This is a genomic window from Thiomonas islandica (assembly GCF_055383445.1).
In genome coordinates this window covers 1,254,854-1,277,739 of the sequence record NZ_AP042391.1, presented here as the reverse complement: position 1 = coordinate 1,277,739, position 22,886 = coordinate 1,254,854, and the positions used below count along the sequence as shown (strand labels likewise).

Sequence of the window (22,886 nt, the reverse complement as noted above, 5' to 3'; positions counted from 1 at the left end):
GACCTTGACCCTGCCGCCCATGTCCATCTTCCTTCACGACGCGCCGAACCTGACGGTCTATCTCGCCTCGGCCAGCCCGCGACGGCAGGATCTGCTGCGGCAAGTGGGTGTGGACTTCGAGCTGCTCGCGCCCGGGCCCGACGAGGACAGCGAAGCACTGGAGCAGGCGCTGCCCGGCGAGACCGCCGCAGGTTATGTTCTGCGCATCACCCGGCTGAAAATGGAGGCTGCACGGCACCGCCTGGCACGGCGGCATCCCGACGTGCAGCCGGAGGCAGCCATTTTGCTGTGCGCCGACACCACGGTGGCGCTGGGCGACACCCTCTACGGCAAAACGCAGGACGCACGCGATGCCGCGCGCATCCTGTCTGCCCTGTCGGGCAGGACGCATACCGTGCTCACCGCGGTATGCGTGCAGCGCGGCGCGACACGGCAGGAGGCTCTGCAGATCTCGCAGGTGCGCTTTGCCGCGCTGAGCGCGCACGACATCGCTGCCTATATTGCCAGCGGCGAGCCGTTCGGCAAGGCCGGCGCCTACGCCCTGCAGGGACGCGGTGCGGCATTCGTCGAGCACATCAGCGGCAGCGCCAGTGGCATCATTGGCCTGCCGCTGTTCGAAACCCTGCGCCTGCTGCGCGCGGTCGGCTGGCCGGGCGGCATCGCAGACCCATCCCAATCCGAGACAAGCCGCCGATGAATCCGACTCCCGAGGACATTCTGATCAACATCACCCCACAGGAAACCCGTGTGGCGCTGGTCGCGCATGCCGCGGTGCAGGAGCTGCACATCGAGCGCAGTCTGGAGCGCGGGCTGGTGGGCAATGTCTATCTGGGCAAGGTGGTGCGGGTGCTGCCGGGCATGCAGTCGGCCTTCATCGATATCGGCCTGGAGCGCACCGCGTTTTTGCACGTGGCCGACCTGTGGCAGCGCCAGGCCGTTCCGGTCGCGGGCGAGGCTGCCACCGACAGCCCGGGCCCGCCGGTGTTGCAGCCGATCGAAAAACTGATCTACGAAGGTCAGACCTTGATGGTGCAAGTGCTCAAGGACCCGATCAACACCAAGGGTGCGCGCCTGACCACGCAGATCAGCCTGGCCGGGCGGCTGCTGGTGCATCTGCCGCAGGACGACCACATCGGTATTTCGCAAAAGATCGAGGGTGCCGACACCCGCGCGGCGCTGCGCGAGCGCATGAGTGCGCTGCTAGCTGCCGATGCCGCAGGCTCGCAAGGCTTCATCGTGCGTACCAATGCCGAGGACGCCAGCGATGCCGAACTGGCCGAAGACATCGCTTACCTGCGCAAGACCTGGGCTGCGATCCAGCAGCGCGCGCAAAGCAGCAGCGCGCCGGCCCTGCTCTATCAGGAACTGAGCCTGGCGCAGCGCGTGCTGCGCGATCTGGTCAGTGATGCCACGCGCAGTGTGCAGATCGACTCGCGCGAGAATTACGAGGCGCTGCAGGCTTTCGCCGCCGAATACATGCCGCGGGTCAGCGGCCTGCTGCAGCTCTACCGCGGCGAGCGCCCGCTGTTCGAGACCGCCAACGTGGATGAGGAGATCGAGCGCGCGCTCGGGCGGCGCGTCGACCTCAAATCGGGCGGCTATCTGATCATCGACCAGACCGAGGCGATGACCACCATCGATGTCAACACCGGCGGGTATGTGGGCGCGCGCAACTTCGACGACACCATCTACCGCACCAACCTGGAGGCCACGCAGGCGATCGCGCGGCAACTGCGGCTGCGCAATCTGGGCGGCATCATCATCATCGACTTCATCGACATGCACAGCCCGCAGCACCGCGCTGCCGTCCTCGACGAGCTGCGCAAGGCGCTGTCGCGCGACAAGGTCAAGGTCACGGTCAGCGGCTTTTCGCAGCTCGGCCTGGTCGAGCTCACCCGCAAGCGCACGCGCGACTCGCTGGCGCACATGCTGCTCGAACCCTGCCCGACCTGCGGCGGGCTGGGGCAAGTGAAAACCGCGCGCACCGTCGCCTATGAAATCCTGCGCGAGATCCTGCGCGAAGCCAAGCAGTTCAACCCGCGCGAGTTCCGCATCGTCGCTGCTGCCGATGTCATCGACCTGTTTCTCGAAGAAGAAAGCCAGCACCTGGCTTCGCTGTCGGACTTCATCGGCAAGCCCGTCTCGCTACAGGTCGAGCCCGCGTTTTCGCAGCAACAGTACGACATTGTGCTGACCTGACAGCCCCCGCCTGTTTCCCGCCAGTCCTGAGCTGGTCGATACGGTTTGCCCAGCGCAATCAGCTTGGCAGCACGACGGCAAAGCCAAGGACGCGCCAGGCCACTTGCAACAAATCCGTCTTAATGTAACAGCGGAGATTTCGCCGTCTTGCCGCGATTGGACTGATCACGCCGTGTCAATTGGCTGCATTGCATGAATATTCTTTGCGAATTTTCTTATAGGAATGCCGAGGAATCGCGCAACCCATTGAAATTCTTAAAATATAAGAAAATAATTATTATATTTTTACACCATATAATTATTTTCTTATATTTAATGCCCCGAATTTGGCATAAATTTAATTCATATAAGTAACAAGAAAAATCAATTTGTTGAGAGTTGCAATCTCTATTTGAATCCGCCTTGCTGAAGTACTTCAGTCCAGAGCCGAGCAGCACGCTATCGGGTTCCAAAATAGATCAAGGAGGAGATTGCATGAAAAAAAGCATCATGGCAGCTGTAGTCATAGGGGCATGCTGTCAAATGGCCCACGCTAAGGAGGGTGCCCAGCTCTACGGCGTCATTGACATGGGCATTGAAAGGCTGACCTATGACAACACCAGCCTGAACCGGCTCGGTTCCGGCGTGCAATCCACAGACCGGATCGGGATACGAGGACAGGAAAATTTGGGAGGGGGTTTGCAAACATTTTTTGATGTCGAAACCGGATTTTGTGGAAACGGCACCAATTCGTTTCCAGGCAGCCTCGTATACAAGGGGGATAACAGTGCCGTGGGATCGAGTGTTTGCTCGGGTGGGGGGTTCATGGGTCGCCTCAGCCTGCTGGGGTTAAAAAGCCGCTATGGCGTTTTTAAGGCCGGTCGCTTTTACAGTCTGAATTATGACAATCTCGTCAAGATCGATCCATTCATGACAGGGATGACTGGGGCTGTGAAAAACATCGACCCCGCAGGCTATAACTACGTTCGATTTTCGCAGGCTGTTGGATACCGGACTCCCGATTTTGGCGGGCTAACGGCCGCCATGCTCTACGCATTTGGTGGACAGCCCGGAAGCTTCTCAAAGGGACAGTCTTATGAACTGAACGTGGATTATGAATCCAAAAACTTTACCGCTGGAATTGATTATCTAAAAAATAACCATCCGTACAGCGCAGGCAGCAAATTTAATCCTTATGTTGCACTGGCCTGGGAATTCGGTCCAGCTGCAACGCTCACCCAACAGGGCTCGTTCAATAATGAAGTCGTCCAGCTCTATGGTGGATATGATTTTCCCGTCGCCAAACTGACTGCACTTTATTCTGACGAAAAATACGGCGATGGTCTGCCCTATGCGGCAGGACATTTCGTACCGGATTTGAAAATATGGATGCTTGGCGCAACTATTCCCCTGCCGCGAGGGAAATTTCTGGCTTCAATTTCCAGGCGCAGTGACATGAACAAATCTGACACCACTGCAACGCAAGTGGCCATTGGTTATCTTTATCCGCTCTCCAAGAGGACGAACATCTATACATCGTATTCACGCATCCGCAACGATTCGGCAACAGATTTGTATGTTGGCGATAACGGTTTCACCGCACAGGGAACCGTTGGCGGCGCGAGTGCCAGTGGTCTAACCATCGGCCTGCGTCATTTCTTCTGATGGCTCCAGCGCCATTACCCACTTTGTCCAAGGAAAAATCATGAACATGTTCATCCGACGTGCGCTTGTTGGCGCAACGCTCACTACATTTGCATTCTTGCCCGGTCTGGCACACGCTGAGGATACGGTTCCGGCAATCGCCACGCAGTCGCACTACGGTGCGATCTTCCAGATCGACTCCGGTAGTCCAGGCGCTATCAAAAAGACCATCAACAATATAGAAAACCTGCTCCATGACCCCAGGCTCAAAGGCAAGGTCCAGGTCGAGTTGATCGCCAACGCCCAGGGATTCGCCGCCTACGTCAAGAACAATGGTTTTGAGAAAAAATTGCAAGTTCTGCAACAGCAGGGCGTGCTGTTAGCGCAATGTGCCAATACCTTGCGCGAGTTGCATGTGGATCGCAAGGATCTATATCCATTCATCACTGTGGTGCCGTCCGGAATGGGAGAAATCACCATTCGGGAAGCGCAAGGGTGGGCGTATATCCATCCCTCAGCACCGAAGCCTGGTCTATGATCGAGGCACATCAAAAAGATAGGGATGCACTGCGTCCCTGTCTTTTTGATTTCAGGCGCGTGAAACGCACCTCTTGCTTATTTCGGGCAGGTGGCCGTGCTGCCCGGCACTTTGCCGACCAGCAGCAGGAAAGAGGAGAATGGGTCCATGGCGCGCATGGCCACCATCTTCGGCCCCTGGAATTCGAGGCGACCGAACATCATGGCCTTCATCGGGCCGTATTCGCCCTTGCCCATTTCTTCCCACTGCTTGGTGTTGGCGTGCATCAGGAAGTCGACATCGAAATTGGGCTTGAGTGTCGGAGCGCCGCCGTAGACGCACATCGCCTTGTCATTCTGCAGCTGCAGCTTGAGTTCGACTGCGCTGTCCTTGCCACAGTCGGTGCGGTACATCTCGACCAGCTTGTACCCGCGCCCCTTGTCGTCGTGCATGAACTCACCCTTGAGGCCGTCGGTCAGCGCGGGAGTGTTGTTCCACGCGGTGCAGGCCTGGCTGGCCCACTGGGGCGACATCAGCACGGGGGGATCTGCCCAGGCAGTGGCTGCCGCGCTGCTCAGGGTCAGGCCAACGGCCAGCGCGAGGGCCTGCAGGGGACGGCGGGAATGGAACAGGGCTTTCATGTGGGGTTGTCTCCAAGAGGTTTTCGATGTCGCGCAGCGTGGTGCGGCCCTGCCGTGGCGCGACGACACGAGGCAGGGCCGGGAAAGACTCGGACGATCAGCGCAGCTGCTCCTGCGCCCGCGTGGCAAACAGATCGGCCTGCCGCTCGTCGATGAACAGGCGAATGAACTTCACACAGGCCTGCACTGCCGCGGCGCGTCCCTCGGGCGTGTCGGGATGTGGGGCGATTTTCTGGACCAGGCGGCTGGCTTGCGCAGGAAACTGTTCCTTGACCAGCGCGATGAGTTGGGCATGGACCACCGGCGCTGTTTGAGTTGAGCCGGATGCGACCGCTGCGCCTGGTGTCGGTGCATCGGCGCACAGCGCCAGAAAGCCGGCCTCGATCAGCCACTGCAAAGCCTGCAGGCAGCGCTGCGGGTCAGTGCCGGCCTTGAGCAGCTCGCGCACGGGACGGTGACCGTCGGCCAGGATCAGCAGATTGCGCTGCCCCGGCAGCAGTTGATGCGAGCGCGTGGCCAGCTCCTCTCGTCCCTTGGGAGTTTTTTCCAGCACCCAGTCCAGCGGTAATTCCTCAGACATGTCTCCCAGCGGGCGTGCACGCGCCGCGCCTGCCTCCTCGTTGGATGTGTGTACGCACCCGCGTCGCATGGCGCGGTAGTGGGCAGAGTATGCCGGCTTTGTCGCGGACAGTCACCGGGATCAACCCGCAGCCGCACGCAAAAAAGCCCGCTCGCAGCGGGCCTTGAAAACCGAACCGGCTGGACGCCAGGGTCAGACCGCCTTGGTCTGCGGCAGGCCGGTGAGATAACCGACCGAGGCACCGAAGCGGTCTTTGTAGTTCTGTGCGATCAGCGGGTCGAGCGTGGCCTTGACCTTGTCGTGCAGCGGGCTCTCCCAGTCGCCGGGGTGCTGGAAGTTGCTCAAGACGTACGTCCAGCCGTTGACATCGTCCACACCCTGCAGCCCGGTCGACTCCGCTGCGGCCGGGGTGGAGAGGATGCGCGCGAGCTGCTGGGTGTCGACGTTATACGCCCACAGGAAGTTGTTGACGTGCATGCCGCTATCTTCCCCGATGAACAGGGTGCGCAGCTTTTCCGAGAACTTGAGGTTGTCGGGGTTGGCGATTTTGTCGGCGTTGGCCAGGTTGCCGAGCGCGTCCGGCGTCTTCAGGTCTTCGCCGATCAGCGCAGCGGGTGCCGCCATGTCCACCGGCACCCAGTCGCTGTTGATCGCCGCGCCGCTGCTGTCGGCCTGCCCGCCCTTGAGGTTCATCGCGTACACCGCGCCAGCCTGCGGGCCTTCGACCTTGAAGCCGGGCACGCTGCCGTCGACCATGGTCTTCTGGATGTAGCTCATCGCGATGTAGGCAATCTTGTCGCGGGCGTTGACCGTCGTGCCTTCCCATTTGGTGAAGGCTAGCGTGCCGCCAACGAGCGCGGCGTAGCGGTGCGTTTCGAGGAAGGCGGCGGCCTTTTCCATCCCCGGCTTGAGCTTGACCCAGTTGAACTTGCCGCCAAACGGGATCTTGGTGTAGCTCGGATCCTGCGCATCGCTGGTCTTGACGTCCATGATGTCGCTCGGCTTGAGCGTCTTGGCCAGCCCCTCGATCTCGGCGCTGGTGGCGCGACCGAGCTTGATCCACTTCAGCGTGAATCTGCCCGGGCCGGCGACCGAGGTCTGCGTGGCCTTGGCCACGTACAGCGTGCCGCTGGAGAGATCGGCAGCCTTGTCGGCAACAAACATGAACGCGCCGCCGTTGGTCGCATCGTCACCCATGAGCACGGTGCGCTGATCCGGGCAAACCTGCACCAGTTCGTGCGAAATGCGGCCCAGGCAGAAATGCTTTTTCAGCGTGCCGGTGCCGTCGGCATTGACGGTGACCTCGGGCAGGTGGCCGTAGAGGTAGGGGTTGGCCTTGGCCAGGTCTTTCGAGGCGTTGGGGTCGCCATAGAGATTGTTGATGAAATCGTTGAAGCGCTTGTCAAGACCCTGCGCCACGACAAAGGCGTCGGGCTCGTACTCCTCGCTCGACAGATGCGTATTCCACGGCGACAGGCTCGCGCCGCAGGTGATCCACAGGCCATACGCCGGCTGGGTCGGCACGTTGTAGTACTTGGCGAGCGTGAGCTTGCCGGTGGCCGGGTCCTGGTCGAGCGTGAGCACCGCAATCGGCGACGGCAGGCGGCCGTACTGGCTGACCTGCGCCTGGTCGCGCGTGGTGTACTCGAACTGCACGACGGCAAACACCGGGTTGCCTTTGACGCCGAGCTTGGCCTTGTCGGCACCGGCGATCGGCTGCAGCAGGCTCATGCCGTCGGGGCAGTCGGAATAGAACTGCCGCTCCTTGCCGGCGACGGATCTATCGACGATGGGGTTGCCATTGATGTCGAAATAGCCGCCGGCCAGGATGGTGCCGCCGGCCAGGTTCGGCACCTGGTCGCCGGTCATGAACAGTTGCTGATAGCCCAGCTTGTAGGTCTGCTTGCTGCCGTCGCTGTAGCTGACCTGCAGGCTGGAGGCGACCGATGTGGTCGCCATCGCGCCGGGGTTGGACAGCGAGGGCGCAGCCATGCCGGCGAACGCGGCTGCGGTGGGGGTTGCGGCCGCGGCAGCCGTGCTGCCGCCGCCGCAGGCGGTGAGCAGCGCAGAGGCGCCGGTGCCGACACCCAGGGGCAGCAGCGGCATACCGCCAAACAGTTTCAGCGCCTGGCGACGCGACAGGGAAGTGGAGGATTCAGACATGACGGGCTCCTACAGACAGACATGCGCAGATGCGCTGTGACAAATGACACGTCACGTTACATTTGCTTTGTGACAGTATGTTGACCGCTTGATGCCCCGATCTGCCCTGCGCGCGGCGCGGCGTGCGAACATGTCACCCCCACCACGCCCTTCACCTGCGTCGAAACATGCCTTCCCCTCGCCCCCGACAGACCACGCCCCACGCCGTGAGCAGGCGTTGCTGGCTGCGCGCCACAGCGACCACCGCGCTGGCCACGGCGCTGCCCCGCAGCGCATGGCCCCAGACCGGGCCGCTCGCTTCGAGCGCCGCCGCGCAGACCTCGCCTGCCGCCGCCTCGGCGCCAGCGCGCGCAATGCTGGGGGACTGGCCCGCGCAGGACGCGCAAGCGCTGATCGCGCGCATCGCGCAGCGCAACGGCCTGCCGCAGGCACAGATCGAGCGGCTGTTGACGCAGGCGCGGTACGAGCCGACGGTTGCTCGCCTGATCCTGCCCGGGCCACCGGCGCGCAGGAACTGGCGGGTGTACCGCAGCCGCTTTCTCGACAGCCTGCGCATCGGTGCGGGCAGCGACTTCCTGCAGGAATTCGGCGTGTGGTTCCGCAAGGCGCAGCAGCGCTACGGCGTGCCACCGCACATCGTCGCGGGCATCCTCGGGGTAGAAACCATCTATGGCCGCAACATGGGCAATTTCCGCGTGGTCGATGCGCTCTCGACCCTGGCGCTGCGCTTCCCGGCGCAGGCGCCGCGCGACCGCAGCGGGTATTTCGGCGCGCAGCTCGGTGACTTTTTCCAGTGGTGCGCGCAGGACGGACGCGACCCGCTACAGGTGCGCGGCTCGTATGCCGGAGCCATCGGCATGCCACAGTTCATGCCTGAGAGCATTCTGAAATACGCGGTGGATTTCGACCAGGGCGGTCATATCGACCTGATCAACGACCCGGCAGACGCCATCGGCTCGGTCGCCAGCTATCTGGCGGCCAAGGGCTGGGTGCGCGGCCAGCCGGCCCACTTTGCCCTGCAACTGCCGCGCGACCTGCCGCAGACCACGCTCGACACCCTGCTCGCTGCGGACATCACTCCCACCTTCACCGCCGACCAACTCGCGGCACTGGGTCTGCCGCTGCTGCCGCAGGCGCGCGCCTACCCGGGCAAGCTGGCCGTGGTGCAACTGCCCAACGTCGGCGCTGCGCCCGACTATGTGCTGGGCACGGACAATTTCTATGTCATCACCCGCTACAACCAGTCAGCCTTCTACGCGCTGGCGGTCATCGAGCTGGGCGAGGTGGTGGCCGCGGCAGCAGCCTCCGCTGGGGCCTCCATCGCACCGGACAGCGGCTAAGGCCACCTTGCGCTGCTCTTCGACACAGAGGGCACGCCATTGCCGCTTCAGCTCGGAAGTAGTGAAGATTTCGACACCAGCGGACAGTGCAGTAGAACGATTCACAACTTCTGAGAGGTGGCGCCGAGCTGGCGGATGCCGGCAAGCACCATGGCGCTGAGCTCGGCCACATCCTGACCGTAGCGCTTGGCCGCTGCCAGATCGCCCACATCCAGCGCCGCCTTGGCCTGGCGCGCCAGTTCGTGGATTTCGGCATGCTGTTCGAGCAGACGGGCAAAGCGCGGGTCGCGGCCGTAGTACAGTCGCCCCTGCCCGCCCAGCCACAGCCCCAGGTGGCACTGGTTTTCGGCATCGACATCGAGCACATGTTCGGGGAACGGCGCCTCGCCGCGCACCGCCTGCTGCAGACGCTCGACACGGCGCATCTGCGCCACTTCGACCTCATGCGGAAACGCCACGGCGTGCAAATGGGCCTCGGGCCGCACCCAGGTCTGCACCCAAGTCGCCACCGCATCGGCCGGCAGCGGCCGAGCGATCGCATAGCCCTGCGCGAGGGTGCAGTTCATCGCCGCCAGCATCGACAAGTGCTCCAGCGTCTCGGCCCCTTCGCCGATGACCTCCAGCCCCAGCAGATTGGCGGCGGTGACCACGGCGGAGACGATGGCGAAGTCCTTCGGGTCGTCGACCATGTCGCGCACGAAGGACTGATCGATCTTGAGCGACTGCGCCGGAAGCCGCTGAAGATAGGTCAGCGAGGCCGCGCCAGTGCCAAAGTCGTCGAGCGCCACGCTGGCGCCCAGGTCCTGGCAGGCCTGAAGCACCTGCCGCGCCTGTTCCAGATTGCGCAGCGGTGCCGATTCGGTGATTTCGAGGATCAGGCCATCGGCAGGAAATCCCGGGTGGTTGCGCAGCGCGTGACGCAAATCGTCGAGAAATTCGGCTGCAAGCAGATGCTCGGCGCTGATGTTGACCGCCACATGCAGCTCCAGCCCCTGCGCCCGCCACTGCGTGCCCTGCGCCAGCGCTTGGTCAAGCACGAAGCGGCCAATGGCGCGCGCCAGCCGCCCGTGATCGAGCGCGTCGGCGAATCCGGCCGCCTCCAGCAGTTCGTCGCGCACGGTCCGCAGCCGCAGCAGCGCCTCGACCCCGACCACCGGGGGCCGCCGCGGATCGCCGCCGATCGCGACGATGGGCTGGTAGGCAAGCAGAAGCCGCCCTTGCTGCAGTGCGATATCGACCGTTTCGATCAGGTGTTTGCGGCGCTGCGCGGCCAGCTCGAAATCGGGGTGGAATCGCTGATAGTGGTCGCGCCCGGCGGCCTTGGCGGCGTACAGCGCCAGGTCGGCATGGCGCAGCAGCGTCTCGGCGTCGGTGCCATCTTCGGGGTAAATCGCACAGCCCACGCTAACCGAGATCGAGGCTTGCCGTCCCACGCCCAGATCGAAAGGCTGGCGCAGCGTTGTCAGAATGCGCTGCGCCGCCGCCTGCGCCGCAGTCTCCCCGCCGAAGTCATCGGTCAGCAGCACCGCGAACTCGTCCCCGCCCATGCGCACTATCACCTCGCCTTCGCGCAGGATGGACTGAAGTCGCTGCGCGGTGTCGCGCAGCAGACCGTCGCCGGTCGAGTGGCCGTAGACATCGTTGACCTGCTTGAAACCGTCGAGATCGAGCAACAGCAGGGCGAATTCACCATGGCGCGCCCAGGCGGTTTCCAGCGCCAGCTGCAGCCGCTCGCGCAGCAAGGCACGATTACCCACACCAGTAAGCGGGTCGGTGATCGCCAGAGTGCGCAGCCGCTGCTGCTGTTGCTGCGCCAGCTTGAACTCGCGGCCGATCTGGCCCAAGGCGAAGCGGTACAGCAGGGTCAACAGCAACAGCAGCAACACCAGCCCCAGCAACGGCGGCCAGACGGTATGCCAGTACTGCGTCCACAGCACACTGCCGGGCACCGACACCGCCACCGCTAGATCCGGGTCGGTCTGCAGCCGCTGCCAGCTGCCGATGCGCACCATGCCGTCAGCCGTGACCAGCCCGGCGTAATGACCACTGGTCTGCCCCGGATGGTCCTGCAGCGAGCGCAGAAAAGCCCCGGTCTGCGGTGTGGAAAAAAAGTCTTTGTCCTTCGGTGCCGGCCAGCGCGCCAGCACATGGCCGTCATTGCGCGCCAGCACGGCGGCCATACCGCTGTATGGCAGCGCGGTGTGCGCCAGCGTCTGCCGCAGGAAGGTTTCGGTGCTGACCGCGGCCACCACATAAAACGCGCGATGGCGCGCGCTGGCCGGCACTTCGCGCACCAAGGGAATGACCCAGATCCCCAACAGCGGGCCGATGATGGGACGGCCGACGATCATGCCCCTCGGCTCGGGCCTGGCACGCAGACGGGCGATGGCACGCATCAGCGCGGGATCGCCCTGCAGGCTGGGCAGGTTGTCCGAGCGCAGTGAACTGCCCAGCAACCGGCCATCTGCCGAGACCACATTGATCGACAGCGCGCCGGGCAGCAGCGCCTGCCGGCGCTCGAGCAGGATTTGCAGCACTTCCGGATGCTGCAGCAGATCGGCCTTTTCGGCCAGATCGGCGCCGGTGGCCTCGAGCACGGACGAAAAACTCTGGAAATACGACTGCGTGGCACTGACCAGAAAGCTCGAACTGGTGTCGAGCGAGCCGTACAGGATTTGCTGCTGCGTGCGCCAGGTGCTCAAGCCGTAGAGCAAGGCCAGCGCAACGAACACCAGGAACAGCGTCCAATACAGACGCCGCATCCAGCGCTGCGCCAGCGGCGGATTGGCCCGCGGCAGCGACGCCTCCAGCCGCGGCAGTGCAGCCAGCCCTTCGGTGTCGGGCGTCAAGGTGTTTGGCTCGGAATCGATCCGCGCAGAAGCCATGCGGAGCAGTGCAAATTGGTGTTGGACGAAGCCGGACGCGCTGCACGCGGCCGCGGCACAGACCGCACTTTATAGCGCGCCCGCTTTGCGGCTCACAACGCCCGTTTCGGGGTTCGCCCCGAAACGTTACAGGCGCGGAATCTCCGGTCACAGTTCCTGCTCGAGCGGCACAGCCTGTTTGCGGCTATTGAGCGCCACATGAATGCCGGCGAAGATGAGCACCGCGGCCCAGAAGTGATACCAATGGATGGTCTCGCCGAGAAACAGCCAGCTCAGCAGCGCCGCGAACAGTGGTGCAAGATTGCCGAAATATGCCGGAATCTGCGCTCCGACCCGACCCACCGCACTGCCCCAGCACCAGTAGGCCAGCAGCGACGGCAGCACCGCCACATAGGCCAGCGCCGCCCAGACCTGCGGGCCCCAATGCGTGACTCGGCCATCGATCCAGCGCTCGGCCAGCATGAACGGCAGGATGGACAGCACGCCCCAGATCATCTGCGCGGCCAGCGAGGTCATCGGCGCCAGGCCCAGCGGGCGCTGGCGCAGCTCCCAGGTGTAGATCGCCCACAGGAACACGGCCACCAGCATGATGAGGTCGCCTGGCGCGAAATGCAGCGCCGCCAGATGCGCCGGGTCGCCTTTGGCCACCACCAGCGCCACCCCGGCAATCGACAGCAGCGCACCGATCCACTGCGTCTGGCCCACGGCCTGCCTGTAGAACGCGCCGCCGATCAGCAGGATGAACACCGGCGCGCTCGACGTGATCAGCGACACATTCAGCGGTGTGGTCGTCTCCAGTGCCACATACTGCAGCGAGTTGTAGCTGCCCACCCCGAGGATGCCCATCACCACCAGCGACTTCCACTTGCTGCGCAGCACCGCGCGCTGGCGCCACAAATCGGGGCCGACGATCAGCAGCGCGATCGCCAGCGCAAAAAACCAACGGTAAAAACTCAGCGTCAGCGGCGGAATCTGCCCCACCATCAGCCGCCCGACCACGGCGTTACCGGCCCAGAACAGCGGCGGCAGGGTCAGCAGCAGCGCGGTTTGCGGATCGAGCAGATGCGTTTTATGTTGCGGCATTCAGGCATTATTTCAGCGCGGCGCGACGTCTGCCGCGGCAGCCACAGGAGCGAGCATGCGTCTGGCCATTGTCAGCGACATCCACGGCAACCTACCGGCACTGGAGGCCGTGCTGGCCGACATTGCCCGCCGCGGCGCCGATCTCACGCTGAACTGTGGCGATCTGCTCAGCGGCCCGCTGTGGCCGCGCGACACTGCCGACCGGCTGATGGCGCTGAACCTGCCGACCATCGCCGGCAACCACGAGCGCCAGTTGCTGGCCTGCGCACAGCACCGCGGCAGCGCGGCTGACCAATACGCCTTCGAGCAGACCACCGCAGCACAGCGCGAGTGGCTCACCGCCCTGCCCGCACGGCTCGAGCCGCTGCCCGGGGTTCTAATGGTGCACGGCCGGCCGGACAGCGATCTGGACTATCTGCTCGACACGGTCGATGCCGCCGAGCCCGCCGGCGTACGCCAGGCCACGCCCGAGGAGGTGCGCGCGCGCTGCGCCGGAATCGACGCCGAGCTGCTGCTCTGCGGCCACAGCCACCATCCCGGCATGATGCAGGTGCCGGGCGGCCCGCTGGTGGTCAATCCAGGCAGTGTGGGCCTGCAGGCCTATGACGACGATCACCGCGGCCTGCACTGGATTCGCAGTGGCAGCCCACACGCCCGCTACGCACTGTGCGAGCGCAGCCCGCACGGGCGCTGGCAGGCGGCGCTGATCGCGGTCGATTACGACTGGTCGACTGCCGCGGCGCAGGCCCGCCGGCTCGGCGCGCTCGACTGGGCGCAGTGGCTCGAAACCGGATGGGCGCAGCCCACACAGGCATAGCCGGCCCATGCCCGATGCCGCACATCGACGCACCGGGGCCGGGGTCACGCGCTCCGGGTGGGCGCAGGCCAGATCGACCGCAGCGGTTGCAATGCAAAAAATCTCTTCGCGCTGTGACGTTTGCTGCGGCGCAACCGTCCAAAGAGCAAAGGCATTGATCGATACAACTGGCTCCCCGGCGCAAAAACCCGCTTGCATCCAGTTCGATCAACTCGACGTATAACCCCTCATCAAGACAATCCACCGGAGCATTCCATGCCATTGCGTGCTTTTTTCTCCAATCTACTCACCCGGGCCAGGCCCGGCGATGCGCCGCCAAGCGACCTGCCACCGATCGATTCCGAACTGGCAGAACAGGCTGAGGTTCAAGGATTGAATTTCTACTCCGCTATGCAGGCGCATCAAGCATGGAAGCGGCGCCTGATCCAGCTTGCGCAAGGCGAGACGTCTGATGCGATCGACATTGAGCGACTGCGCTGCGACACCTGTTGCGAACTAGGAAACTGGTTGCACACCCGCGCACAGGTGCCCAGGCGGTATTTCGGCGTGTTCGAGCGGCTGATCGAAGATCATGCCCAGTTTCACCATGCGGCAGCAAAGGTGGCCGAGCAGGTGCAAGCGGGTCAAAGGCAGCTCGCGATGCAGGACATCACCCGCGGAGAATTTGCCAGACAGTCGGCCAAGGTGGTCGGCTCGCTCAGCGAGCTCTTTCTGGCAATGACCGAGACCGAGACGCGCCCTTCGCATTGAACCCGGCCTGCTGGGCCCGTCTCGACCGTATCCATCTAACAGGCCGTTAAAAAACGTCGCGACGATGGCCAGATGCAAGGCGCACGGCGCGTAGCGACCAAGACCTATCAATAGATAGGCGAGGCAGCGCGCACCGCGCAACGTCGCAGATGGCCCACCGCAGTAGTTTTTCAACGGTCTGCTAAAGTCCCAGCCGGGCAAGGCTTGCGATCGGATCTTCAGTCATTCATACACCTGCGCATCCGCTAGCCTTGGCGCTGCCGCGTCTTTTGGCGCGAGGATCGGCTGCCGGTCTGCGGTCTGCAGCCGAGCGAGCGGCCAGGCGATCGCCAGCTGCGGGTCGTTCCAGGCCAGGTTGCGGTCGTGCTGGGGGTACCAATAGTCGGTCGTCTTGTAGAGAAAGTCCGCCGCGTCGCTCAGTACCAGGAAGCCGTGTCCGAAGCCCGGCGGCACCCAGAGCTGGCGCTGATTCTCGGCCGATAGCTCGACCCCGGCCCATTGCCCGAAGCGCGGCGAGCTGCGGCGCAGATCGACCGCCACGTCCCAAACCACGCCGCGGGTCACCCGCACGAGCTTGCCCTGCGGCTTGACCAGCTGGTAGTGCAGCCCGCGCAGTACGCCGTGCGTCGAGCAGGAGTGGTTGTCCTGCACGAACTCGACATCGACGCCGGTGGCCGCGACGAAGGTCTTGCGGTTGTAACTCTCGAAGAAGAAACCCCGCGCATCACGAAAGACACGGGGTTCGAGGATCATCACCTCGGGCAGCGCGGTGGGAATCGCGTTCATGCCGCCTCCTTGAGCAGTCGCAGCAGATACTGGCCGTAGCCGTTCTTGCGCATCGGCTCGGCCAGCGCCTGCAGTTGCGTCGCGTCGATCCAGCCGGCTCTCCAGGCGATTTCCTCGGGACAGGCGACCTTGAGTCCCTGGCGTTTTTCGATGGTGGCGATGAACTGCCCGGCCTCGAGCAGGCTGTCGTGCGTGCCGGTGTCGAGCCAGGCATAGCCGCGGCCGAGGGTCTGCACCTGGAGACTTCCCCGCTGCAGGTAGATGCGGTTGACGTCGGTGATCTCGAGTTCGCCGCGCGGCGAGGGCTTGAGGTGGGCGGCGATATCGCACACCTGCCGGTCGTAAAAGTACAGGCCGGTGACGGCGTAGCTGCTCTTGGGCTGCGCGGGTTTTTCTTCGATGCTGATCGCTCGTCCGGCGGCGTCGAACTCGACTACACCGTAGCGCTCGGGGTCATGCACGTGGTAAGCAAAGACGGTGGCGCCGCTCGGCCGTGCACAGGCGCCGCGCAGCGCCGCCTGCAGATCGTGCCCCCAGAACAGGTTGTCGCCGAGCACCAGGGCGCTCGGGGCGCCGGCGATGAAGTCGCGACCGATGACAAAAGCCTGCGCCAGCCCGTCGGGGCTGGGCTGCACGGCGTAATGCAGGCTCAGGCCCCACTGGCTGCCGTCGCCGAGCAGCTGCGCAAAGCGCGGCGTGTCCTGCGGGGTGGAGATGATCAGCACCTCGCGGATGCCAGCGAGCATCAGCGTGGACAGCGGGTAGTAGATCATCGGCTTGTCGTACACCGGCAGCAGTTGCTTGCTCAGCGCCTGCGTGACGGGGTACAGGCGCGTGCCGGAGCCGCCGGCGAGGATGAGTCCTTTGCGGGATGCGGTCATGGGATGAGTTCGTCGATCAGGCGCTCGACCTGCGCCTGCCACGGCGGCAGGTGCAGGTCGAAGGTGGTTTGTAGTTTGCTGCAGTCGAGCCGCGAGTTGGCCGGGCGCGGCGCAGGCAGGGGATAGTCGCGGCTCGCAATGGCCTGCACCTCCTCGGGCGCGCAGCGCAGCGCCATACCCCGCTCGGCGGCCATGGCGAGCACGAATTGCGCGTAGCCGTGCCAGCTGGTCGCGCCCTGCGCGCTGAGGTGGTAGAGGCCGCTTGCGCGTGCAGCAAGCGCGGCGTCCTGCTGCAGGCGGGCGAGGATCAGCGCGGTCATGTCGGCGATCAGCTCGGCGCTGGTCGGCGCGCCAAACTGGTCAGCGATCACGCGCAGGCTGTCGCGCTCGGCAGCGAGCTTGAGCATGGTCTTGGCGAAGTTGCCGCCGCGCGCGGCGTACACCCAGGAGGTGCGCAGGATGATGTGGCGGCAGCCGCTCGCGGCAATCGCCAGCTCGCCCTCGCGCTTGCTCTGCCCATAGACGCTCTGTGGGTTCGGCGCATCGGCTTCGGTGTATGGGGCGTCCTTCGTGCCGTCGAAGACGTAGTCGGTCGAGTAGTGCACCAGCCAGGCATCGTGCGCGGCAGCATGGCGCGCAAGCCGCGCCGGGGCTTCGGCGTTGATGCGATATGCCTGCTCAGTGTCGCTTTCTGCGCGGTCAACCGCGGTGTACGCCGCAGCATTGACGATGAGCGTGGGCTGCTCGCGCTCGAGCAGCGCATCCAGTCTGTCCAGATCGGCGAGATCGGCCTGCGCGCGGGTGATCGGCAGCACCTCGCCCAGCGGCAAGAGCGATCTGCGCAGCTCCCAGCCGACCTGGCCGGCTGCGCCGAGCAGCAGGATGCGCCGGGGGGATGTCTGGATCACGCGGCGGCTCCGTACTGCTGGCCGACCCACTGGCGGTAGGCACCGCTGGTGACGTGCTCGACCCAATCGGGATGGTCGAGGTACCACTGCACGGTCTTGCGCAGCCCGCTGGCGAAGGTTTCCTGCGGTGCCCAGCCGAGTTCGCGCGCGATCTTGCGCGCGTCGATGGCGTAGCGGCGGTCGTGCCCCGGGCGGTCGGCAACGAAGCGGATCTGCTCGCGGTAGCTGCGACCATCAGCCCGCGGGCGCAGGGTGTCGAGCAGTTCGCACAGGGTGTGGACCACGTCGAGGTTCTTCACCTCGTTGCAGCCGCCGATGTTGTAGGTCTGGCCCACCCGCCCGGCGTCGAGCACGCGGGCGATGCCGCGGCAGTGGTCTTCGACGTAGAGCCAATCGCGCACGTTCTGCCCGTCGCCGTAGACCGGAAGCTGTTTGCCAGCCAGGGCGTTGTGGATGATGAGCGGGATGAGCTTTTCGGGGAACTGGTAGGGGCCGTAGTTGTTCGAGCAGTTGGTGGTCAGCACGGGCAGGCCGTAGGTGTGGTGCCAGGCGCGCACCAGATGGTCGGAGGCGGCTTTGCTCGCGCTGTAAGGGCTGTTGGGCGCGTACGGCGTGGTTTCGGTAAAGGGCGGGTCGTCCGGCCCAAGGCTGCCGTAAACCTCGTCGGTGGAGATGTGCAAGAAGCGAAACGTGGCCTGCTCGGCCTGCGGCAGCGCCGACCAGTAGGCGCGAGCGGCTTCGAGCAGCTCGTAAGTGCCTTGTACATTGGTGCGGATGAAGTCGCCCGGGCCGTGGATCGAGCGGTCGACATGGCTTTCGGCGGCAAAGTGCACGAGGGCGCGCGGTCGGTGCCGGGTCAGCAGCGCAGCAACAGCAGCGCGGTTGCAGATGTCGACGCGAGCGAAGTGAAACCGCGGGTCGCGCAGCACATCGGCCAGGCTTTCGAGGTTGCCGGCGTAGGTCAGCGCATCGAGCACCAGCACGGGCTCGTCCTGCGTACCCAGCCAGTGGTGGACGAAATTGGCGCCGATGAAGCCGGCGGCTCCGGTGAGGAAGATCATGGGTGGGACGAGATATGGTGGAACGAGCGCTATTGCTGTCTGGGCAGGGCGCCTGCGCAAGGATACCAACTCGGATCGCGTGGTTTGAGCGCAGACCAAACCGGGAAACCGCTGCCCGCCTGGTGGTTTTCTCCCCACCGCGAGGTTGACAGAGGGCGCGGCTCAAGAGGTTCGGGCCTTGAGGCCCGAGACCCTCCGCCTTCGGTGGCGCAGCCGCGCGTCGAGCGCGGGATCAAGTTTGCGCCGCGCACGCGGTGATGAGATCGGCGGCGAAGGCATCGACCGCCTCGGGTGTGGTGTCCCAAGCGCACATCAGGCGGCAGCCCCCGCCGGCGATGAATTCGTAAAAGCGCCAGCCCTTGCCATGCAGCGCATCGATCACCGCGCGCGGCAGATACGCAAACACCGCATTCGCCTCGGGCGGGTGCAGCACTTTGACGCCCGGAACATGGCGGATTGCCGCATACAGCCGCTGCGTCATCGCGTTGGCGTGGCGAGCGTGGCGCAGCCAGGTATCGCCCTCCAGCATGCCCAGCCACGGCGCGGAAATGAAGCGCATCTTGGATGCGAGCTGCCCGCCCTGCTTGACCCGCCAGGCAAAGTCCTGCGACAGAGCACGGTCGAAAAATACCACCGCCTCGCCCACCGGCAGGCCATTCTTGGTGCCGCCGAAGCACAACACATCGACCCCGGCGCGCCAGGTGATGTCGCTCGGATGGCAGCCCAGCGTCGCTACCGCGTTGGCAAAGCGCGCGCCGTCCATGTGCAGCCGCAGGTGGTGGCGCTTGGCCATCGCGGCGATGGCGCGCACCTCCTCGACGCTGTAGACCGTGCCGAGTTCTGTGGCCTGGGTGATCGACACCACCTTGGGCTTGGGAAAGTGGATGTCGCTGCGCTTGGTCACCAGCGCGTCGATCGCCTCGGGTGTGAGCTTGCCACGCTGCGCCTGCGGGCTTTCGCCTTCAGTGATCAGCAGCTTGGAGCCGCCGGAGAAGAACTCCGGGCAGCCGCATTCGTCAGTCTCGATATGCGCCACCGGGGTACAGATTACCGCGTGGTAGCTCTGGCACATGGCCGCCAGTGCGAGCGAATTCGCCGCGGTGCCGTTGAACACGAAATACACGTCGCAATCGGTCTGGAACAGCTCGCGCAGGCGGTCGGACACACGCTGCGTCCAGGCATCGTCGCCGTACGCCGGCTGATGTCCCGAGGCATTGGCCTGCAGCAGCCAGTGCAGCGCCTCGGGGCAAATGCCCGCGTAGTTGTCACTGGCGAAGTGTTGACGGACTTCAGCGGTGTACATGATGCGCCATAGTCACTGCGCGTAGTCTGCAATCGGCAGGCAGGCGCACTGCAGATTGCGGTCGCCCCAGGCGTTGTCGACCCGGCCGACTGGCGGCCAGTATTTGTTGGCCTTGACCGCGGGAGTCGGAAACGCCGCCTGCTCTCGGCTGTGGGCATGCGCCCAGTCCGCACCGAGCACGCTGGCCGCAGTGTGCGGCGCGGCCTTGAGCGGATTGTCCTCGCGCGGCCACTCGCCACGTTCTACCCGGGCGATTTCGGCGCGGATCGCGATCATCGCGTCGATGAAGCGGTCGAGCTCGGCAAGCGATTCGCTCTCGGTCGGCTCGATCATTAGCGTGCCGGGCACCGGAAAGCTCATGGTCGGCGCGTGAAAGCCATAGTCCATCAGCCGCTTGGCCACGTCTTCGTTGCTGATGCCGGTGGCCTCTTTCAGCGGACGCAGATCGAGGATGCATTCGTGCGCCACGCGCCCGTTTTCGCCGGTGTAGAGCACGGGATAGTGGTTTTTCAGCCGTTCGGCGATGTAGTTGGCCGACAGAATGGCCACACGGCTGGCCTGGGTCAGGCCGCCTGCGCCCATCATGCGCATGTACATCCACGAAATCGGCAGCACACTGGCATTGCCCAACGGCGCGGCGCTGATCGCGCCGACCGCGCCGTCCCGCTCTAGCCCTGCGGCGCGGTGCACCGGCAGGAACGGCGCCAGATGCGCGCGCACCCCGATGGGGCCGACGCCGGGGCCGCCGCCGCCGTGCGGAATGCAGAAGGTCTTGTGCAGGTTCAGGTGCGACACATCTGCGCCGAACTCGGGCGGGCTGGCCAGACCGACCAGCGCATTGAGGTTCGCGCCGTCCACATAGACCTGCCCACCATGCTGGTGAATGATGTCGCAGATCGCGCGCACCTCGGCCTCGAACACGCCGTGGGTGCTGGGGTAGGTGATCATGCACGCGGCAAGGTGATCTGCATGCTGCTCGGCCTTGGCACGCAAATCGTCCAGATCGACATTGCCCTGCGCGTCGCAGGCGGTGACCACCACACGCATGCCGGCCATCTGCGCCGAGGCTGGGTTAGTGCCGTGGGCAGAGGAGGGAATCAGACAGACGTCGCGGTGGGCTTCGCCACGGCTGGCGTGATACGCGCGGATGACCAGCAGCCCGGCATACTCGCCCTGCGAGCCGGCGTTGGGCTGCAGGCACATCGCGTCATAGCCGGTGGCGGCGCACAGCCATTGCTCGAGCTGCTGCGCCAGCCGCGCGTAGCCGCTGGTCTGCTCGGGTGGAGCAAACGGGTGGATCGCAGCAAACTCGGGCCAGGTGATCGGCACCATCTCGCTGGTGGCGTTGAGTTTCATGGTGCACGATCCCAGCGGGATCATCGCGCGGTCCAGCGCAATGTCCTTGTCCGCCAGACGGCGCAGGTAGCGCAGCATCTCGGTTTCGCTGTGATAGCGATGAAACACCGCATGGGTGAGGAAAGCGCTTTGCCGCGCCAGTTCCTGCGGCCAGCGCGGCGCCACGCCCTTTTCAGCGGCGTCAAACAGCGCATCGCACCGCTGCACGCCAAAGCAGGCCAGGATGTCGGCCAGATCCTGCCGGGTGACGGATTCGTCGAGCGATACGGCCACATGCTGCGCACCGATGCGCCGGAAATTGATGCCGCGCTGCGCCGCCGCCGCATGCACCGCGTCGGTACGGGCGCCGGTATGCACCGTGAGGGTGTCAAAAAACTCGGGGTTGAGCACCGGCAGCCCGGCCTGCTGCAAACCCTGCGCCAGCAGCACGGTGTAGGCATGGATGCGCTGGGCGATGCGCTTGAGCCCGTCCGGGCCGTGATAGACCGCGTACATGCTGGCGAGCACCGCGGGCAGCACCTGCGCGGTGCAGATATTGCTGGTGGCCTTTTCGCGGCGGATGTGCTGCTCGCGGGTCTGCAGCGCCAGGCGATAGGCGGGCTGTCCGTGCGCATCCCGGCTGACGCCCACCAGACGTCCGGGCAACGCGCGTTTGAGCGCGTCGCGCACCGCCAGATAGCCGGCATGCGGGCCGCCGAAGCCCAGCGGCAGACCGAAGCGTTGCGTGGTGCCGCAGGCGATGTCGGCGCCGAGCTCGCCGGGCGACATCAGCAGGGTCAGCGCCAGCAGGTCCGCCGCCACAATGACCAGCGCCCCGCGGGCCTTGAGCGCGGCGATGCGCGCACGATCGTCGCGCACACTGCCGTCCACCCCAGGGTATTGCAGCAGCACGCCGAAATAGTCGGCCTCAAGCGCCCGGTCCACCGGACCGCTGACCACCTCGATGTCCAGCGGCGCAGCGCGAGTGCGCAGCACTTCCAGCGTTTGCGGCAATACGTCGTCGGCGACGAAAAACCGTGTCGACTTCAGCCGGGTCGAACGCAGCGCCAGGGTCATGGCCTCGGCGGCGGCAGTGGCTTCGTCGAGCATCGAGGCGCCCGCCACATCCATGCCGGTGAGGTCGGCGACCATGGTCTGGAAGTTGAGCAGAGCTTCGAGCCGACCCTGGCTGATCTCGGGCTGATACGGGGTGTAGGCGGTGTACCAGGCCGGGTTTTCTAGCACATTGCGCTGAATGACGCCGGGCATCAGCGCGTTGTAGTAGCCCTGGCCGATGTAGCTGCGCATCACGCGGTTCTGGCGGGCGATGTCGCGCAGTTCGGCCAGCGCCTGCGCCTCGCCCACCGCGGCGGGCAGTTCGAACGGCTGCTGGCGACGGATGGACGCGGGTATCACCTGCTGCATCAGCTCGGTCAGGTCGACCGCGCCCAGCACCTGCAGCATGCGCTGCTGGTCTGCGGCGTCCGGGCCGATGTGTCGGCGCTGGAAGGCCTGCGCATCTTCGAGTTCGCACAGCGCGGGTTGGGTGGACATCAACATGCGGATTCTCCGGGTGAGACGGCAATGGCCACGGGCCTTGCGGCGTTCAGGCGTTTTTGAGCAGTTCGGCGTAGGCGGCCTCGTCCATCAGCGCATCGAGCTGGCTGGGATCGGACAGGCGGATGCGGAAAAACCAGCCGCTGTTCTGCGGATCGCTGTTGGCCAGCGAGGGGTCGGCACGCAGGGCCTCGTTGACCTCGGTCACTTCACCAGAGACCGGGCAATACACGTCGGCCGCCGCCTTGACCGACTCAACCACGCCCACGGTATCGTGCGCGGCATAGGTCTTGCCGACCTCGGGCAGATCGACGAACACCACATCGCCCAGCGCGTCCTGCGCATGCGGGGTGATGCCCACGGTGGCGATGCCGTCGGCATCGACACGGATCCATTCGTGGTCAGGGGTGAATTTCAGGCTCATGGAATTCTCCGGATGGCAAATGTGAAAAGTGGG

19 protein-coding genes are annotated in these 22,886 nt (G+C 64.7%); 7 read left to right on the top strand and 12 right to left on the bottom strand.

Translation table 11 applies throughout. The features are described 5' to 3' along the window. The first annotated feature begins 19 nt into the window (after positions 1 to 19). The 4 genes from ACZ47F_RS06180 to ACZ47F_RS06165 all read left to right on the top strand — a co-directional run bounded on the left by ACZ47F_RS06180 (position 20) and on the right by ACZ47F_RS06165 (position 4,360). Positions 20 to 697, top strand: coding sequence for a Maf family protein (locus tag ACZ47F_RS06180; RefSeq protein WP_464926404.1), 678 nt, complete (start codon positions 20 to 22; stop codon positions 695 to 697). Further along, the gene (gene rng, locus ACZ47F_RS06175) at positions 694 to 2,199 is read left to right on the top strand and encodes a ribonuclease G (protein WP_464926403.1); all 1,506 of its coding nucleotides are present in this window, start codon (positions 694 to 696) and stop codon (positions 2,197 to 2,199) included. Before ACZ47F_RS06180 ends, rng begins: the two co-directional genes overlap by 4 nt. A 474-nt stretch (positions 2,200 to 2,673) precedes the next feature. Further along, positions 2,674 to 3,843, top strand: coding sequence for a porin (locus tag ACZ47F_RS06170; protein ID WP_464926402.1), 1,170 nt, complete (start codon positions 2,674 to 2,676; stop codon positions 3,841 to 3,843). A 40-nt stretch (positions 3,844 to 3,883) separates the two neighbouring features. Next, positions 3,884 to 4,360, top strand: coding sequence for a DsrE family protein (locus ACZ47F_RS06165; protein WP_013106837.1), 477 nt, complete (start codon positions 3,884 to 3,886; stop codon positions 4,358 to 4,360). A 77-nt stretch (positions 4,361 to 4,437) separates the two neighbouring features. On the opposite strand, the gene ACZ47F_RS06160 is transcribed toward ACZ47F_RS06165, so the two are convergent. The 3 genes from ACZ47F_RS06160 to ACZ47F_RS06150 form a co-directional block, all read right to left on the bottom strand. Beyond that, complete coding sequence (locus tag ACZ47F_RS06160) at positions 4,438 to 4,980, bottom strand: SCP2 sterol-binding domain-containing protein (protein WP_464926401.1); 543 nt, start codon at positions 4,978 to 4,980, stop codon at positions 4,438 to 4,440. A 97-nt stretch (positions 4,981 to 5,077) separates the two neighbouring features. Next, complete coding sequence (locus tag ACZ47F_RS06155) at positions 5,078 to 5,560, bottom strand: hypothetical protein (protein ID WP_464926400.1); 483 nt, start codon at positions 5,558 to 5,560, stop codon at positions 5,078 to 5,080. 192 nt (positions 5,561 to 5,752) lie between these two features. Beyond that, positions 5,753 to 7,723, bottom strand: coding sequence for a PhoX family protein (locus ACZ47F_RS06150; protein ID WP_464926399.1), 1,971 nt, complete (start codon positions 7,721 to 7,723; stop codon positions 5,753 to 5,755). A gap of 167 nt (positions 7,724 to 7,890) precedes the next feature. Here ACZ47F_RS06150 and mltB point away from each other — a divergent pair, with 167 nt between their 5' ends. Beyond that, on the top strand, positions 7,891 to 9,063 hold the full coding sequence (mltB, locus tag ACZ47F_RS06145) for a lytic murein transglycosylase B (protein WP_464926398.1): 1,173 nt from the start codon (positions 7,891 to 7,893) through the stop codon (positions 9,061 to 9,063). A gap of 101 nt (positions 9,064 to 9,164) precedes the next feature. Here mltB and ACZ47F_RS06140 read toward each other — a convergent pair whose 3' ends face one another. Both ACZ47F_RS06140 and ACZ47F_RS06135 read right to left on the bottom strand, forming a co-directional pair. Further along, positions 9,165 to 11,948: an EAL domain-containing protein gene (locus ACZ47F_RS06140; RefSeq protein ID WP_464926397.1), complete on the bottom strand. Its 2,784-nt coding sequence runs from the start codon at positions 11,946 to 11,948 to the stop codon at positions 9,165 to 9,167. A 147-nt stretch (positions 11,949 to 12,095) separates the two neighbouring features. Beyond that, on the bottom strand, positions 12,096 to 13,031 hold the full coding sequence (locus ACZ47F_RS06135) for a DMT family transporter (protein WP_464926396.1): 936 nt from the start codon (positions 13,029 to 13,031) through the stop codon (positions 12,096 to 12,098). Positions 13,032 to 13,086: 55 nt separating this feature from the next. Between ACZ47F_RS06135 and ACZ47F_RS06130 the strand changes: the two genes are divergently transcribed. Both ACZ47F_RS06130 and ACZ47F_RS06125 read left to right on the top strand, forming a co-directional pair. Continuing rightward, positions 13,087 to 13,848, top strand: coding sequence for a metallophosphoesterase family protein (locus ACZ47F_RS06130; protein ID WP_464926395.1), 762 nt, complete (start codon positions 13,087 to 13,089; stop codon positions 13,846 to 13,848). A gap of 120 nt (positions 13,849 to 13,968) precedes the next feature. Next, positions 13,969 to 14,598, top strand: coding sequence for a CZB domain-containing protein (locus ACZ47F_RS06125; RefSeq protein ID WP_464926394.1), 630 nt, complete (start codon positions 13,969 to 13,971; stop codon positions 14,596 to 14,598). Positions 14,599 to 14,820: 222 nt separating this feature from the next. Here ACZ47F_RS06125 and rfbC read toward each other — a convergent pair whose 3' ends face one another. From rfbC to gcvH, 7 genes are all read right to left on the bottom strand, one after another. Further along, entirely contained in the window at positions 14,821 to 15,384 is a 564-nt protein-coding gene (rfbC, locus tag ACZ47F_RS06120) for a dTDP-4-dehydrorhamnose 3,5-epimerase (RefSeq protein ID WP_464926393.1), read from the bottom strand. Next, the gene (rfbA, locus tag ACZ47F_RS06115) at positions 15,381 to 16,265 is read right to left on the bottom strand and encodes a glucose-1-phosphate thymidylyltransferase RfbA (protein WP_464926392.1); all 885 of its coding nucleotides are present in this window, start codon (positions 16,263 to 16,265) and stop codon (positions 15,381 to 15,383) included. Before rfbA ends, rfbC begins: the two co-directional genes overlap by 4 nt. Next, positions 16,262 to 17,173, bottom strand: coding sequence for a dTDP-4-dehydrorhamnose reductase (rfbD, locus tag ACZ47F_RS06110; RefSeq protein ID WP_464926391.1), 912 nt, complete (start codon positions 17,171 to 17,173; stop codon positions 16,262 to 16,264). Before rfbD ends, rfbA begins: the two co-directional genes overlap by 4 nt. Further along, a complete protein-coding gene (gene rfbB, locus ACZ47F_RS06105; RefSeq protein WP_464926390.1) occupies positions 17,170 to 18,234 on the bottom strand; it encodes a dTDP-glucose 4,6-dehydratase in 1,065 nt (354 codons plus the stop codon). The genes rfbD and rfbB overlap by 4 nt, the downstream gene beginning before the upstream one ends. Before the next feature lie 232 nt (positions 18,235 to 18,466). Further along, positions 18,467 to 19,537, bottom strand: a complete 1,071-nt coding sequence (locus ACZ47F_RS06100; RefSeq protein ID WP_464926389.1) for a threonine aldolase family protein — start codon at positions 19,535 to 19,537, stop codon at positions 18,467 to 18,469. Between the two features lie 12 nt (positions 19,538 to 19,549). Then, positions 19,550 to 22,432 carry an aminomethyl-transferring glycine dehydrogenase gene (gene gcvP, locus ACZ47F_RS06095; protein WP_464926388.1) on the bottom strand — a complete coding sequence of 961 codons (2,883 nt, stop codon included), beginning with the start codon at positions 22,430 to 22,432 and terminating at the stop codon, positions 19,550 to 19,552. 46 nt (positions 22,433 to 22,478) lie between these two features. Continuing rightward, positions 22,479 to 22,853 (bottom strand): glycine cleavage system protein GcvH, encoded by a 375-nt coding sequence (gene gcvH / locus ACZ47F_RS06090; protein WP_464926387.1) that lies wholly within the window; start codon positions 22,851 to 22,853, stop codon positions 22,479 to 22,481. Positions 22,854 to 22,886: the final 33 nt, after the last annotated feature.

What these genes read in the sequence shown, in the direction of transcription:
- ACZ47F_RS06180 (WP_464926404.1), top strand. Translation starts at nt 20, where the DNA reads ATGTCCATCTTCCTTCACGACGCGCCGAACCTGACGGTCTATCTCGCC.
- rng (WP_464926403.1), top strand. Translation starts at nt 694, where the DNA reads ATGAATCCGACTCCCGAGGACATTCTGATCAACATCACCCCACAGGAA.
- ACZ47F_RS06170 (WP_464926402.1), top strand. Translation starts at nt 2,674, where the DNA reads ATGAAAAAAAGCATCATGGCAGCTGTAGTCATAGGGGCATGCTGTCAA.
- ACZ47F_RS06165 (WP_013106837.1), top strand. Translation starts at nt 3,884, where the DNA reads ATGAACATGTTCATCCGACGTGCGCTTGTTGGCGCAACGCTCACTACA.
- ACZ47F_RS06160 (WP_464926401.1), bottom strand. Translation starts at nt 4,980, where the DNA reads ATGAAAGCCCTGTTCCATTCCCGCCGTCCCCTGCAGGCCCTCGCGCTG.
- ACZ47F_RS06155 (WP_464926400.1), bottom strand. Translation starts at nt 5,560, where the DNA reads ATGTCTGAGGAATTACCGCTGGACTGGGTGCTGGAAAAAACTCCCAAG.
- ACZ47F_RS06150 (WP_464926399.1), bottom strand. Translation starts at nt 7,723, where the DNA reads ATGTCTGAATCCTCCACTTCCCTGTCGCGTCGCCAGGCGCTGAAACTG.
- mltB (WP_464926398.1), top strand. Translation starts at nt 7,891, where the DNA reads ATGCCTTCCCCTCGCCCCCGACAGACCACGCCCCACGCCGTGAGCAGG.
- ACZ47F_RS06140 (WP_464926397.1), bottom strand. Translation starts at nt 11,948, where the DNA reads ATGGCTTCTGCGCGGATCGATTCCGAGCCAAACACCTTGACGCCCGAC.
- ACZ47F_RS06135 (WP_464926396.1), bottom strand. Translation starts at nt 13,031, where the DNA reads ATGCCGCAACATAAAACGCATCTGCTCGATCCGCAAACCGCGCTGCTG.
- ACZ47F_RS06130 (WP_464926395.1), top strand. Translation starts at nt 13,087, where the DNA reads ATGCGTCTGGCCATTGTCAGCGACATCCACGGCAACCTACCGGCACTG.
- rfbC (WP_464926393.1), bottom strand. Translation starts at nt 15,384, where the DNA reads ATGAACGCGATTCCCACCGCGCTGCCCGAGGTGATGATCCTCGAACCC.
- rfbA (WP_464926392.1), bottom strand. Translation starts at nt 16,265, where the DNA reads ATGACCGCATCCCGCAAAGGACTCATCCTCGCCGGCGGCTCCGGCACG.
- rfbB (WP_464926390.1), bottom strand. Translation starts at nt 18,234, where the DNA reads ATGATCTTCCTCACCGGAGCCGCCGGCTTCATCGGCGCCAATTTCGTC.
- ACZ47F_RS06100 (WP_464926389.1), bottom strand. Translation starts at nt 19,537, where the DNA reads ATGTACACCGCTGAAGTCCGTCAACACTTCGCCAGTGACAACTACGCG.
- gcvP (WP_464926388.1), bottom strand. Translation starts at nt 22,432, where the DNA reads ATGTTGATGTCCACCCAACCCGCGCTGTGCGAACTCGAAGATGCGCAG.
- gcvH (WP_464926387.1), bottom strand. Translation starts at nt 22,853, where the DNA reads ATGAGCCTGAAATTCACCCCTGACCACGAATGGATCCGTGTCGATGCC.